General features: G+C 39.7%; 7 protein-coding genes. All 7 read right to left on the reverse strand.

The annotated features are described in order from the left end of the window. Positions 1-6 precede the first annotated feature (6 nt). Positions 7-2,415: an ABC transporter permease gene (locus tag B2W36_RS00665; protein WP_293886117.1), complete on the reverse strand. Its 2,409-nt coding sequence runs from the start codon at positions 2,413-2,415 to the stop codon at positions 7-9. A 43-nt stretch (positions 2,416-2,458) separates the two neighbouring features. Next, positions 2,459-4,861 (reverse strand): ABC transporter permease, encoded by a 2,403-nt coding sequence (locus tag B2W36_RS00670; protein ID WP_293886118.1) that lies wholly within the window; start codon positions 4,859-4,861, stop codon positions 2,459-2,461. 69 nt (positions 4,862-4,930) lie between these two features. Further along, positions 4,931-7,351 (reverse strand): ABC transporter permease, encoded by a 2,421-nt coding sequence (locus B2W36_RS00675; RefSeq protein ID WP_293886119.1) that lies wholly within the window; start codon positions 7,349-7,351, stop codon positions 4,931-4,933. A 60-nt stretch (positions 7,352-7,411) separates the two neighbouring features. Then, positions 7,412-9,787: an ABC transporter permease gene (locus tag B2W36_RS00680; RefSeq protein ID WP_293886120.1), complete on the reverse strand. Its 2,376-nt coding sequence runs from the start codon at positions 9,785-9,787 to the stop codon at positions 7,412-7,414. Positions 9,788-9,835: 48 nt separating this feature from the next. Beyond that, positions 9,836-12,241, reverse strand: a complete 2,406-nt coding sequence (locus B2W36_RS00685; RefSeq protein ID WP_293886121.1) for an ABC transporter permease — start codon at positions 12,239-12,241, stop codon at positions 9,836-9,838. Between the two features lie 44 nt (positions 12,242-12,285). Further along, entirely contained in the window at positions 12,286-12,963 is a 678-nt protein-coding gene (locus B2W36_RS00690) for an ABC transporter ATP-binding protein (RefSeq protein ID WP_293879663.1), read from the reverse strand. A gap of 90 nt (positions 12,964-13,053) precedes the next feature. Continuing rightward, on the reverse strand, positions 13,054-15,420 hold the full coding sequence (locus B2W36_RS00695) for an ABC transporter permease (RefSeq protein WP_293886122.1): 2,367 nt from the start codon (positions 15,418-15,420) through the stop codon (positions 13,054-13,056). Positions 15,421-15,425 lie beyond the last annotated feature (5 nt).

Consider the following 15,425-nt stretch of genomic DNA (forward strand, 5'->3'; position numbering starts at 1 on the left):
ACTGTTCTATTCGTCCCTTAAACTATTTATTGGATTTGCTTTTGCTGCAAAGACACTTTTGGTTGAAAGTACAATACTCGCAAATGCAATCAATCCCACGGCGGAAAGCCCAAAAATCCAGGGACTGATTGTCGTTCGGTAGACAAAATCATTAAGCCAATTATGCATAAAATAATAGGCAATTGGAAAAGCTATTATACATGCTATCGCAACCAGTGATAGCAAATTTCGAAGCAGTAGGAATGTGATCTGGAAAACAGATGCCCCCAATACTTTACGGATTCCAATTTCCTTTGTGCGTTGATTTGCCGTGAAGATGGCAAGTCCGAATAAACCCAGTCCAGCGATGATTACAGAAAGTCCCACTGCCCAGGATAAAAGCTTGGAAAGCTGCTTTTCTTGTGAATAGAAGTTTTGGATTACCTCGTCCACAAATCGTAGATCCAATTCATCATCGGGGAAAACCGATTTATAACTAGACGTTATTTTATCGATCGCATTTTTCCAGTTTTCAGGATGCGATTGATCCAATGCGATATGGAGTACATAACCTTCTTTACTACCCATATAAACAACCGGTTTAACTCCTTGTCGCGCTGAAGCAAGATCAAAATCCTCCATCACACCAACAATGATGTTATGTCCATTTTCGAAGGTTTTACCAATGGCATCGTGTGGTTTTTTGATATGTAGGAGTTCAAGGCCTTTTCTATTGATCAACATTTCACTGGTTGAATCCAATAGGCGTATATTCCTTCCTGCTAAAAGCCGAATCTGATAAACGTCTAAATAGTTATCATCACCCGATCGACTATCAAAAGTCAAGGATTCCTTGTCGGGCGATTGATCGTAGGAGATTGCAGTGGTCATCCAGCCGTTCATCGCTGGAGCGATGTTCCCAAAACTGATTGCTTTGACATCTTTTAACTTCTTAAGCTCGTTTTTGAGAATGACGCCTTTAGCGGAATTTTGAAAAGCTCCCGGAATATAGATATTAACAATGGCATCTTTCTGAAAGCCCATATCTCTATGAATGGCGTAGTTGATTTGGCGAACAACGATAAGTACACATATAAGGAACGCTTGGGCCATGATAAATTGAAAGATGGTCAGCGCTTTACGTATCCATGCACTTCGGGAAAGGTTGGTGTTTTTCCCAAGTTGATTTTTGAGCGCCAGCACCGGCGCATATCCTGTCAGTACCCAGGCAGGGTAGAATCCTGCAAGTAAAGTGACTAAGATCAATTGCCCCAATAGGAACAAAACAATAACGGTCTTGTCCAAGCGTTCTATGCTCAGGTTTTTTGGAATAAATCCTTCGAAGACATGTAAAAACAAGGGAAGCAATAAAATAGCAAATAATGTTGCCGTCAAACTTATGAGAAAAGTTTCGATCAAAAACTGTTTAATCAATGTCGTTTTAGAACTGCCTAGGGTTTTGCGAATACCCACTTCTTTCGCTCTTTCGATGGATTGCGCAGTGGATAGATTGATGAAATTTACCGCACCGAGTGCCAAGAGGAACAAGGCCAGTAGAATGAGGTTGCGTAGTGCTTCGGGGTGGGTCGCATCATAATTAAATCGCGTATCAAAATGTACCTCTCCTAAGGCTTGCAATTCCATCTTATCGCTGATCTTTTCTCCTTCTTTGTATTTATATTTTTTAAGGAGATTTGCAATATTATGCTCCAGTAGATGCGGATTGCTGTGGGCTTTTGTTTTGATAAGTACTTGATGGGAGTCGGATATGCTATTCCAGGCTTCCCAGTTATATATGTTCTTTAAATTATTGTCAATAGGGATCGTCGCATCAGCAATGAAACTTTCAAAATTGAAATCCGAATTATGTTGCGGATTTTCAATCACTCCAGCGACTTGAAGCGGGATACTATCCGCATAAATAATCGTTCTACCCATTACATTGGATGGAAGTTCTTTGCCATAAAACTTTTCTAATGTTGTCTGTGTAAGAATAATATTGCCCGAGGAATTTAAAGCTTGTGCGCTGCCAGCTAACCATTTCGAAGGGAAAATATCGAAATATTGACTGTTGGTAAATACCATCTTCTGTTCTTTAGGGAAAGTCTGGAATTGATTGGTTGCCAAAGAAACTTTAAGTTTTTGGATATGGCTGCGGTAGATCGGGGCTACCGTTTCTACGTTTGGGAGTTCTGCTTCCATCGTACGAACCAATGGGACGTAGACACCAGCATTTTTAAATTCGCCATTGTTAACCACACGATATACTCGTTCTTTACCTGGTACATGGTTATCAAAACTATAGTCGTATTGAATCATGAGGAAAATAACCAACGTAGCCGTAATTCCAATAGCGAGACTAGTAATATTGATGAACGTGATCAACTTATGTTTTTTTAAGAAACGATACGCCGTTTTAAGTGAATTTACAATCATTGTTATTTCTTTTTTTAAACCCCAATTTGATAATCTAGTGTTGTTATTCGTCCCGCAAACTATTTACAGGATTTAGTAATGCAGCTTTGAACGTTTGAAACCCAATGGTAATAAATGCCACAAGGGTAACTGTCATTATCGCGACCCCGTAGGCCCACCACGGCATCTCGATATGGTATACAAAATTATCTAGCCAACTATTAAATAGGTAATATGCAATTGGTCCTGCAATAAGAAATGCTATACAGATCAATTTGATGTAGCTGGCAGACAGTAAATGAATAATACCGCTGATACTTGCACCTAAAACTTTACGGATACCGATCTCTTTACTTTTTGATTCAGCTGTATATGCCGCTAGTCCTAGTAAACCTAAACAGGCAATAAATAGCGTCAGAAAAGAAAATAGCGTCATGATATTGGACGAGCGAATTTCATTTTCATATTGATCCTGTACATGTTGATCTAAAAAAGAGAAGTCAAAAGCGGCGTCAGGGACAATAGCTGTATAGATTTTTTTTAACTCCTCGATATAAGTTTGCAAATCTGTGGTTTTATACCGTATTAATAAATTACGGGGTGATTCAGAAGAAGCATTCATTGTATAGTAAGTATATCCACCGATCTCAGATTTTAGGTTAGCATAATTAAAATCTCGAACAACACCTGATATGATGGAATTAGTCGCACTCATTTCTGTAATGATATGTTTACCTATTGCTTCTTCGGGTGTTTTATAACCTAAAAACTTCATTACTTTTTCGTTGATCAATACATAACACGTTGAGTCTGTACGCCCGATAACATTTGGTAAATCTGTCCCCGCAAGTAATTTTAGTCCTAGAGTATTGATTGTCTTGCCATAGGTGACGCAGCTCAGTGTGGGTAAGCCCTGCTTGTCAGTCGTAAATCTATAAGTTGATTTACCACTTTCATTGAATCCGGGTATAGATTGTGCGAAAGTAGTGGAAACGGTATTGTTCAGGTTTTGTACTTGTTGGCCTAGGGTATTCAACTTTTCTTTATTTTTTATAGATCGAATTGAAATGGATACAACATTTTCGGGCTCATAACCCAAATCTTTGTTGCGGATAAAGTTCATTTGTGTGAGCATAATGATAATACCGATAATGAGTACGATCGAAATAGAAAACTGGCATACAACCAATATTTGTCGGATTAATATTGTTTGCCCCTGTTTATTGTATCCTTTGTTCATTAAAGAGATTGATTTAATGCCTGAAAGGAATAATGCGGGATAGCTACCTGCAACCAACGTAATGACTAGCCATGCTATAGCCAATATTCCTAACATATTCCAATTCAACAGATGCTGAATTGTCATATCGGTCTTACCGATTAAATTGAACGCAGGAATAAGTATGATGGCAAGGACGAATCCAATAAGCATAGCTGAAAGGCTAATTGTTGCCGTTTCTACAAAAAAACGGATAATGAGCTGCCGACGGGTAGCGCCAAGTACTTTATTGACTCCAACCTGTTTTGCATTTTTCTGTGATTTGGCTGTCGCAAGATTCATATAATTGATGCATGCAATTATAATCACGAGAAGGGCAAGGACTGATAATGTTCTAATGATGGTTATATTTCCAGAACGTGTAGTAACTCCACTTGTAAGATCTGCTGAATAGAGGTGTACTGCTGATAACGGTTGTAGGAAAAATTGTGTATAATATTGGTTGTCCTTTTCGACATACTTATCAATCAATTTAGTAGCTTCTTGTGCAATAGAGCCTGGATCTGCGCCCTTTTTCAATAGAATATAAGTTTCGTAACTTGCATTGCTCCAGTGTACATTTTGACCCATCCAAGAATCCATAATATTCATGACCATGTTACAATCTAATGTGCTATTAGCTCGAAGATCTTTGAAGACTCCGGTGACCTGAACGGTATCTCGTTGATTGATAGTGATTATTTTTCCTACAGCTTCATGTTTACCAAATAGCTTCTCTTTCGATGATTGGGATAGGACGATGCTTTTTTTATTTGAAAAAGCAGTACGCGCATTTCCTTCAATAAATTGAAAATCAAATATCGAGAACAGCGTCGAATCTGCTAAGTATAATTGTTTTTCAGAGAAATTATCATTTCCGGTGCCGATGGAAGCCGTTGCACCATAACCGTCTTTTACCAGACGAACCATATTATCTACCTGGGTAATGTCCGATTTTAAAGTTGGTCCCACCGCATTAGGGAGTGTAAGCATTTTCTCCTCATTATATGCTGCAGATAGTTTCATGTAGACCCGGTAGATATTGTCAGCTTTTGGGTACATAGTATTAAAACTTAGTTCCTGCCGAGTAAATGCGAACAACAATAGCGATACACAGACACCTATGGCCAGTCCACTAATATTGAGGATACTGAAAAATCGGTTTGCTATGATCGTTCGCCAAGCTGTCTTCATATAGTTCTTTAACATGATCGTATGGGTTTTTCTGTTGCTGATGTATATCGTGTTGTTCTACCAAATATGCTTTATTTATACTATTTATTCATCCCGTAAGCTATCTACAGGGTTGGCTCTTGCGGCCTTCAACGTTTGATAGCTCACCGTGACTAGGGCGACCAAAATAGCTGAGAAACCGGCGAAGACAAACATCCACCACTGTGGGTCAATATGATAAGCAAAATTGTCCAGCCACTTTTTCATTGCCATCCAAGATAGGGGAGTTGCGATGAGCAAGGCCACAGCCAACAACTTGATAAAGTCCGAAGAGAGTAGAAGGATTAAATGATAGATGGAAGCACCGAGGACTTTCCGTACGCCGATTTCTTTGGTACGCTGTTGGGCTGTATACGTAACAAGTCCCAATAAACCTAAACAGGCAATAAAAAGTGCCAGTCCGGAGAAGGCTGTAAAAAGTCTTCTAAAATTAAAATCCGCTTCATATTGTCGATTGAAATTGTCGTCAAGAAAGCTATATAAAAATGGACGGTTTGGTACAAGTTCATTCCACAGCTTGCCGATTCTGGCAACGGTCTCAGGCTGGTTTACATGTTGGATATTCACCGTTAAATACCGGCTGCTGCTTGGTTCAAGTCGCAAAGCTAAAGGCTCAATCTTACGATGTAAAGAAAGGTAATTGAAATCTTTCACTACACCGATAACCGTTCCTTCTCTTCCCCATTGACGAAATTGTTTGCCAATAATATCTTGTGGATTTGAATAGCCCCATTGTTTTGCAGCAGATTCATTGATAACAAGTGAATGGGCCGTATCCGCTGGGAAATCTCTGGAATAGGCACGCCCTGCGGCCATTTGCAGACCAATATTAGGAATAAAGTCAACATCGACTTCATATAAGAAAGGAGCAAATTGACGCATTGTTCCGTTTGCTGACATGATTTCTGTTCCTGCATTTGGAAAAAATGTTCCCGGTACCGTACGTGATGCAGTGACAGACAAAACATCTTTATCTTTTGCTAGTGTAGATTTTATCGCTTCCAGATTATTGTTTACCTTATCATCGAAATTATAATCTATCACAAGCCGTTGATCTTTTTGAAATCCAAGATCTCGTTGCTGTAATTGATCTAGTTGAGAAAAGACGACGACTGTACCTGCAATGAGCGCAATAGAAAGGCAAAATTGAAAAACCACTAATACCCGACGTAACGATGTACCCCCTTTGCTGTTGCTATAACTTCCTTTAAGTACTGCAATCGGTTTGAAATTTGCTAGAATCAACGCGGGATAGCTGGCAGCAAGAAGTCCTGTAAGAAGGGTAGTGAATAGGAATATTGCCCAGGTCGTCCCATTTTGCAGGGACGAATAATTAAGATGTTTGCCCGAGAATGCTTCCAAAAAGGGGAGAAAGGCTATAACAAGCATTATCGCCAAAATACTACTAACGAATACAAGAACCAATGATTCAGACATAAACTGAAAGATCAGATTGCTTTTGCTCGCGCCTATCGTTTTTCGGACGCCGACTTCTTTTGCTCTTTCCATTGACCTTGATGTAGCCAGATTCATAAAGTTCACACAGGCGATCAGTAATATGAATCCGCCAATAATGCTGAATATGTATAAATTCTGATAGCTTCCATTGGTGCCGGGCTGACGATCCGCAGACGAGTGCATGTAAGCCTGTAGAAGTGGTTCAATATGGAAATTGTATTTTACGTTGGCGTTTTGGTTTGTTGGGATATGACGCTTGAGAAAATCGGGTATCTTTTGATTGAATTTAACAGGGTCAAAGTCTTTTGGAGCCAGAAAGTAGGTGTAGAAGTCTACATAATCCCAACCTTCTTTGTCAAAGACTTCCGGTCTTGCTTTTCGAAATGTACTCATCGAGAGCAGTGCATCGAATGTAAAGTGCGAGTTGGGAGGTACATCGGCTATTACTGCTTTTACCGTATATAAACCGGCTTCGGCACGGCCCGCGGCTAAGCCCCCTTCAAGCGTTTTGCCAATGGGATTTTGATCGCCGAAATATTTCTTAGCAGTGCTTTCTGTCAATACGACAGAATAGGCATTATTTAAGGCTGTATGCGGGTCGCCGGCTAAAACCTTCCAACTGAAGACATCAAAAGCAGTAGAATCCATGAAAAATACATTTTCCTCTTGGAATCTTTTATCGCCTTTTTTGAGTAGGATAGACGTTTGCCCTGAAAATTGAACGACCTTCTCTACTTCGGGGAAATCAGCCTTGATAGCATCACCGACGGGTGCATTGCCCCAGATCTGATGCTGCTCTGTACTGCTTACATCCTTATAGTCATGGACGATGCGGTAAATTCGATCTTTATTCACATGGTATTTGTCATAAGACAATTCATTTTGTACATAAATCGCTATTAATAGGCAGCAGGCTAATCCTATTGCTAATCCAATTATGTTTATGGTCGAATATCCTTTATTTTTAGAGATATTGCGCCAGGCTATTTTTATATAGTTTTTGATCATAGCTCAATTTCTTAAATTGCAGTGTGTTTGACAATCAATTAGTTTCTTATATTCCAGCTTTTACTCATCTCTTAAACTATCGACCGGATTAGATAAAGCTGCCCGGACAGCTTGGTAGCTAACGGTAATAATGGCGATCATCAAGGCCAAGATACCACCGAAGACAAATGTTTGCACCTCTAGATCCGTTTTGTAGGCAAAATTGCTTAACCATTGTTTCATCAGGTAAACTGCAATAGGGCAGGCAATCAGAATAGAAATCGAGACGAGCAACACAAAATTTTTCCCCAATAGCCGGACGACACCAAAGGTGCTAGCGCCAAGAACTTTACGGATACCGATTTCCTTTACACGCATTTGCGCTTCGTGAGTTGCCAATGCAAACAGCCCTAACGCAGATATAAAAATGGCGATGCCCGCGAAAATATTGAACAACAAACCTGTACGCTGCTCGGATTTATATAGATTGTCAAATTGCTGATCAATAAAGGTATAGTTAAAAGGAGCATCTGATGGATATCGGTTATAGATCTTTTCTAAAGCTTTAATGGCCTCAGACGCTTTTTTCGTACTCGTTTTAACATAAAGCGTGCCCGATCCCCAGCGCGTCCAGAAGACCATTGGACCTATTTTATCTTTGATGGATTTGAAGTGGAAGTCTTTCACAACACCAATAATTTGTCCAGGGAAATCGTGGAAACTCATAGTGGATCCCACGTAAGGCGGTTTTAATCCCATTTGTTTCGCCAAGGTCTCGTTGATGATATAGCCGGAGGAATCAACTGGCATGCCGCTAAAGTTCTTTCCTTCGAGGAATTGTATGTTCATCAAAGGAATAAAATCCTCGTCAATTTTGGCTTGAGCAACAATTAATTTGTTGTCTTTGGACTTACCTGGCCAATCTATATCGCTTGTAGCATTTCCAAAATCGGTCATGTTGTATAAACTTGATAGGGAAACCCCTTGTATCGCTTCATTGCTTTTTAGTTCAGCACGTATCGCGTCCATATGTTTGTAAGCCTCCTCAGGAAGACCAAGTGTTAGTACATGATCTCTGTCATAACCGAGGTTGATCTTCTGGATAAAAGCCAATTGATTTCGGATCACCAAAGTACATACAATAAGGTTCACGGAGAGCGTAAACTGGAAAACCACCAATATTTTACGCATGGTATTTGAGGAAACGCCTTTTACTGATTTTCCTTTTAACGACTGAATGGGATTGAATGACGAAAGCTGTACCGCAGGATATATACTGGACAGTCCCAATGTGCCTATAATTGCTGCCCCAATATATAGCCATATCGTCGTGTTATGGAAAGATAGACTGATTGATTTTTGTGCGATCTGATTATATCCGGTATGAAGGATCACTATAAGGATGAAAGCGATCAATAGTGAACAAAGAAATACAACAATAGTTTCGGTGATAAATTGTAGGAATAAATGGAAACGGTTGGCGCCGATTATCTTGCGGATACCAACATCTTTTGCCCGGTCCAATGCCCTTGCAGTACTTAGATTGACATAATTTACCGCACCGATCATTAGGAGCAGTATCGCAATGATCCCAAAAATCTGAACCATGCGAAGTGTTGATTTATTTCCGTTAGGAGCGATCAAATGCATGGTTTTAAGTGGGTCTAAAACAAATATAGTCGAGTTTTCACCGTTGCGGGCTTTGGTGTAAGTGTCTGTAACTGATTTTCCGATAAGTGCTACAGAAGCATGAGGTTTGACTTTAATATACGTTGAAAAACTATAGTTACCCATATCTTCATCGATTGTTTTCCATTGACCGTTACCGCCCCAGTTTGTAAAACGCTGTGCATAATACCCCAGTGGAATAACGACATCAAATTGCATCGAGGAGTTTTGTGGAATATCGTTTAGGATACCGGCTACAGTGAAGAGATCTTTTTGGTAACGGAAAGTTTTTCCAATGACTTTTTGCGTACTAAAGAGTTTTTCGGCTGTCGATGGGGTTATTAGTGCCTGTTTATAATTTTCCTGAAAACCTGAGAGGGAGCCCTCTCGTAATGGAAAATGAAACATCTTGAAAAAATTACCATCTACATAATAGATGTTGATATCAGTTACCGGACGTTTTAGTTTGTCATTGACCAATGTGGTATTGTAATCCTGTGAAACACGCGTTGCGTAATCTACCTCTGGTACGTTTTGTGCATAGTTTGCTATAGGCCCCGGAGATGTCCCCCATATCGAACCATTGTGCTCGGGATCCAAATGAGAATTGACTTTGTAAATCTGTTCAAAATCTGGATGGAATTTATCAAAGCTCTTTTCATCCTGTACCCAAAAGATAATTAATATAGCGGCCGTAAGACTGACTGATAGACCTAGAATATTAATAGCGGTATAGAATTTCCTTTTCTTTAATTCTCTAATTGCGGTTATTAAATAATTCTTTATCATAAGGACGGGTATTAGTTGTATTGATTCTTATTGATCTTCTTTATCTTCTTACTCATCTCTTAAACTATCGACCGGGTTTGCACGTGCTGCTTTTATGGATTGGTAGCTCATTGTAAAAAATGCAATAAGTAAGGTTGCGGCAGCCGGAATAATAAACATCCACCAGGATAGATCTATCCTATACGCAAAATCATCCAACCATTTGTGCATCGCCCACCAAGCAATTGGGGTAGCAATCAAAATAGAAATGAGTATAAGTTTGACATAATCTTTTGATAATAATCCAATAATTCCCAGTACTGTACTTCCCAACACTTTTCGAATACCAATTTCTTTTGTACGTTGTACCGTGGTGATCGTAACCAAACCGATCAATCCCAGGCAGCTGATGAGAATTGTCGTCGACGTAAATAGATTGATGATCTTCGAGAATTTTAGATCACTGCTATAAAGTTCTTTGATTTGCTGATCATAGAAATCATATTTAAATGGGGCTTTTGGATAGTATTTTTTCCATTGTTTCTCAATCTGTTTTAAAGTTTCCGGCCAGGTAGTTGAGTTAGTGTTGAGTTTGATACTTATTCTGCTTAATTCCCATTTTTTAATGGAACTCAGCATGACGACAGGTTGAATGGCTGCATGGAGATTTTTTGTATGAAAATTGTCCGTTACCCCCACAATCTGACGCTGTTTATCTGTGTACGTAACAAAGCTCCCTACAGCATGTTCAGCAGATTTAAAACCTAATTTTTGGACACTGGCTAAGTTTAACACGATGCCTGTGCTCGTATCGGCCAATTGCAGCGGGCGGCCAGCAAGCATTTTAAAATTATAGAGCTTAAAGTTATCTTGGTCGACAAACTTCATTTGCACATCGGCTTGTACCTGTCCCGTATCACTTTTTGCAAACAAGGCATTTCCCCAATGTTCGCTACTCATGGGCAGATGCCCCAAGGAAGCCTGCTCTACGCCTGCGATGTGTTTAATCGCCTGTTTGAAAACAAATGGATCAACATGGCTATCCTGATAGCTTTTACTTGGAAAACGTAGGGTGACAATAGCGTCCTTATCAAAACCAGGGTTGTTCTGAAGTGCATGTTTCAGCTGTAAACCAATGATGCAAGTTGAAATAACAAAGAGTTGCGCAATCAAGAATTGAAAAATAATGAGCATTTTTCGAAAAGATAGATTGCCAAATTTGAGACTTTGCGCGTGTGAGATTTTAATGACTTCAACAATCTTGATTTTGTTTGTTAATAAGATCGGATAACCCGCGGAAATGAAAGTGATCGTAATTGTAAGTATTGCTAGAAAGAGCGAAACGCCCCACGGATCGGGATACAACTTAAGTTGATCCGGAATATAGGCGGATAAAATTGTTTGAACTACGAGCAGTAAAGGCCAAGATAAAAGTACCGAAAAAGCGGTGATACAAAATGTTTCTAGTAAAAAGAACGTTGTAATTCTCTTTTGACTTTCTCCTAAGGTCTTTCTGATACCAATTTCCTTAGCGCGTTGTGGAATTTGCGCGGTAGCAAGATTGATGTAATTGACACAGGCAAGTAACAGCAGGAATACACCAATACCAATAAGACCATACATTATTTTCTTATCCACGTTATTTTGAGCGTAAGATGTAAAGTGTAAGTCTTTTAAAGGGACGGTATTGATGTGCATTTTAAATCCAAACTTATCAAATTCAGCATGTGTCATCTCATAGACTTTTTTGTCGGCTGTTTGGATCATGTTTGGGAGAGAAGCAGATGATTTTACTTTAATAAAGAGCTGCCAATTTGAATTTGAATTGTTCCAATTTGTACTCTGCCATTCCTTTTCTGGAATCCGGATAAACTCTTTAGCCAAAAAGCTGCTGGGATGAGCTAAATCTTTTACAACACCAGCGACATTGTACAGTGTACTATCGTAGGACAATGTCTTTCCTACGATTTGATCTACGGGCATATTTGGAAAATACAATTTCGCACGCGATTCCGTCAGGACGACTTCATGGCTATTTTGTAGTATATTTCTTGGGTTGCCAGCTAACCAAACATAAGGTGTCATTTTGAAATATTCTGCTGTGGTGCCGATGATTTCGGACTGATCTTCAAACTCTATTTTCTGGCCACCACCCTGATTACTGATCCGCTCGAAGTATTGTTTAAAGATGGGTACTGTCAGTTCAACATTGACAAAGTTTTCCTTGATATATGCCGGTAATGGTGCGGGAACACCATCGAAATGATCTAATTTATCCTTTTCTTCATAGGAGGTATGGACCTTGTAAATCTGCTCACTTTCTGGATGATGCTGGTCAAAACTAAATTCATAATTGACGATACGGAAAATAAGCCAACAGGCACTTATTCCGATGGCAAGCCCAAATACATTTAAAAATGTGAAAAGACGGTTGCGCCATAATTGTCTGAAAATTAATTTAATCGTGCTCATCATCTATAGGTTATTAGGATTAATATCTTGGTTATATATGAGTTGTTTTATACCGAGGTTGTTTCCATAATGACTTGTCCGTCTAGCATGCGGATTACACGGTCAGAAAACTTGGCATCGTGTTCACTGTGTGTTACCATGACGATAGTTGTGCCGGCTTCGTTCAATTCTGTCAGGAGCTGCATGACTTCGTTACCATTATTGGAGTCTAGGTTACCTGTAGGCTCATCCGCCAAGATCAGTTTGGGATTATTAACAACGGCACGGGCGACAGCAACACGTTGCTGTTGACCACCGGAAAGCTGTTGCGGGAAGTGATTGCGACGGTGCATGATCTGCACTTTTTCCAATACTTCTTCGACCCTTTTTTTGCGCTCTGCTGCTGGAACATTGGTATAAACCAAAGGAAGTTCCACGTTTTCAAATACAGTGAGTTCATCAATCAAATTGAAGCTTTGGAATACAAAACCGATATTATGTTTACGAAGATCTGAACGACCACGTTCTTTGAATTTGGCTACCTCAATGTCATTGAACAGGTAACTTCCTTCATCCAGATCATCCAATAACCCAATAATATTGAGTAACGTCGATTTTCCACAGCCTGAAGGCCCCATTACAGCAACAAATTCTCCCTCTTTAACATGAATATTGAGGTTGTTTAAGGCTACGGTTTCAACTTCTTCTGTGCGGTAATACTTTTGAAGGTTGGTGATTTTGATCATATTTTTTGTGCTCATGGTTTTTATGTTTTGGATCCTTGGCAAAATTGCTTTGGATGTATCCTGTTCTGTTATTAAATTCTTTTTAATTTTTTACTGATCTCTTAACGTTTTAGTCGGATTAGCTATCGCTGCTTTAAATGCCTGTGAACTGATGGTCAATAAGGCAATGATAATAGCTGTCAAACCGCTGATGATAAAAATGGTCCAGGAAATATCAATATGATGTGCATAGTTAGTTAACCATTTATTCATGATCACCCACGCAATAGGAAACGCAACGATGCATGATATTGCCACTAGAATGACGAATTCACGATTGAGCATTTGGATGAGTTTCGAAACTGAGGCACCCAAAACTTTCCGGATGCTGATTTCCTTGGCACGCTGTTCGGTGGCGTAGGCCGCCAGACCAAAGAGTCCCAAACAGGAAATAATAATGGACATGATGGCAAATACGCTGGATAGTTGTTGTACAAAAAGCTCGGCTTGAAATTTAGTGTTGAAGCTATCGTCCAAAAACTTGTAGTCAAAAGGAAAACCAGGATTATTTTTGGTGATGATCTTCTCGATTTGCTGAATTGCATCCGGTAAATCGACTCCAGCCTTTGTCTTGATGGTCATGATGCCATCATCTCTGTTCATCGGCAGAAACAGCATTGGCTCAGGATCAGCATACACATTGTTATAAACAAAGTTCTTAACGACACCGGCGATGGTGAATTTTTCCCCACCGTAACTGATGATATTACCGGCCACAAGGCCATCCTTTTTGATCATTTTTGCAAATGCTTCGTTGATGACAACCGAGGTGCTATCACCTATAAAATTTTGATGGAAGTTTCTACCGTCAAATAGCTTTAGATCTAAAGCCGGAATGAGTCCTTCGTCCGAACGTAACATGCCAATTAAAATACTGGCATTTGGATCTTTTCCTTCCCAGCTAAAACCCGAAGTATTGGAGTTGATATTGAGAATACTCATGTCACTGACACCGACTCCTTGCACAACTCCTGTTGCTAATAATTGATTCTTAATGAGCGGCAGATGTTTGGCCATATCACCTTGTAGCGCTGTAGTCAACACCTGACTCTTGTCAAAACCGAGATCCCTGTTCTTGTTGTGCTGAATCTGTTGGTAGATGATAATGGTACAGATAATTAACACAACTGAGGCTGTATATTGTAGGATGACCAACCCTTTACGGACGAAACTTCCGCTACCGGCCTTCTGTTTTGCCCCTTTGATCGTTGAAAGCGGCTTGAATGCCGAAAGGAAAAATGCGGGATAGCTACCTGCAAATAATCCACATGCTAATGTTATTGTCGTTAAAAATAGCAGGTGTGAGGGGGCTAAAAGATTAACCTGAAGATCCTGGCCTATCATGGTGTTGAACGGCCTGATGAAGATATAGATTAGTAATATAGCAACAAGAGAGGAAATAATTGCCAAAACAACGGATTCTCCCAAAAATTGCATAATGAGCGATTTGCGACTTGCACCAACCACTTTGCGCATCCCAACTTCTTTTGCTCTTTTTTCTGATCTTGCGGTTGCGAGATTCATAAAATTGATGCAGGCAATTAATAAGACAACCCAAGCGATAAAGGTAAATAGCCGAATATTCTTGATACCACCCTCTTTTTCAATACCACTGTTATCAAACTGATTGTAGGTAATCCAACGTTCCATTGGATAGAGAAAATTCTGTGAGAAGGAGACTTCACCATTGGTCTTGTTTTTGACAAAATCCATCATCTGTTTGTTGATCCGATCAACATTGGCATTATCTTCGACCTGAACCAATGTTTGTACACCATTGTTTCCCCAGTTTTCCAACCAATCCTGACCAGCTTCAAACTTTTTGAAAGGAATCAGCCATTGAAAATCATAGCTGCTATTTTTGGGTAGATCCTTGATTACGCCTGCAACAATAAATGGTTCAGTATTGTTTGTTTTGACAGTTTTTCCCAATGCCGGGCGGTTACCAAATAATTTCTTCGCTGCAGTTTCTGATAATACAATGTTATTGACTTGATCAAAGGCTGTCTTTCGGTCTCCTTCAAGAAATACTAAGGATAGCACATCGGCTATGCTCCCATCGGCATATACACCATTTTGAAATATATTATTGTCTCCGACAGAAAATAGCATGGGTGAATTCCAGCTTATGCGCACGGCATGCTTGATGCCTGGGATCTCTTTCGCTATGCTTTGAGCGAAAGGCCCCGGGGTTGATTCAAATACATAGGTGGCCCCATCGTAAGTCTGTTTTGATTTGACAATGTAGATATCCTTTTTGTTGGCAAAGTTATCGTTGTAGCTCAACTGGTTTTCAACCCATAAAAAAATCAACGATGCCGCCGCAATCCCGATCGCTACTCCAAAAATATTGAGAAAGCTATAACCTTTGGTTTTCCAAAGGTTGCGGATTGCGGTTTTAATAAAGTTTTTGATCATGATTG

The organism is Sphingobacterium sp. UBA3549, from assembly GCF_002376635.1.
Taxonomy (GTDB): Bacteria; Bacteroidota; Bacteroidia; order Sphingobacteriales; family Sphingobacteriaceae; genus Sphingobacterium.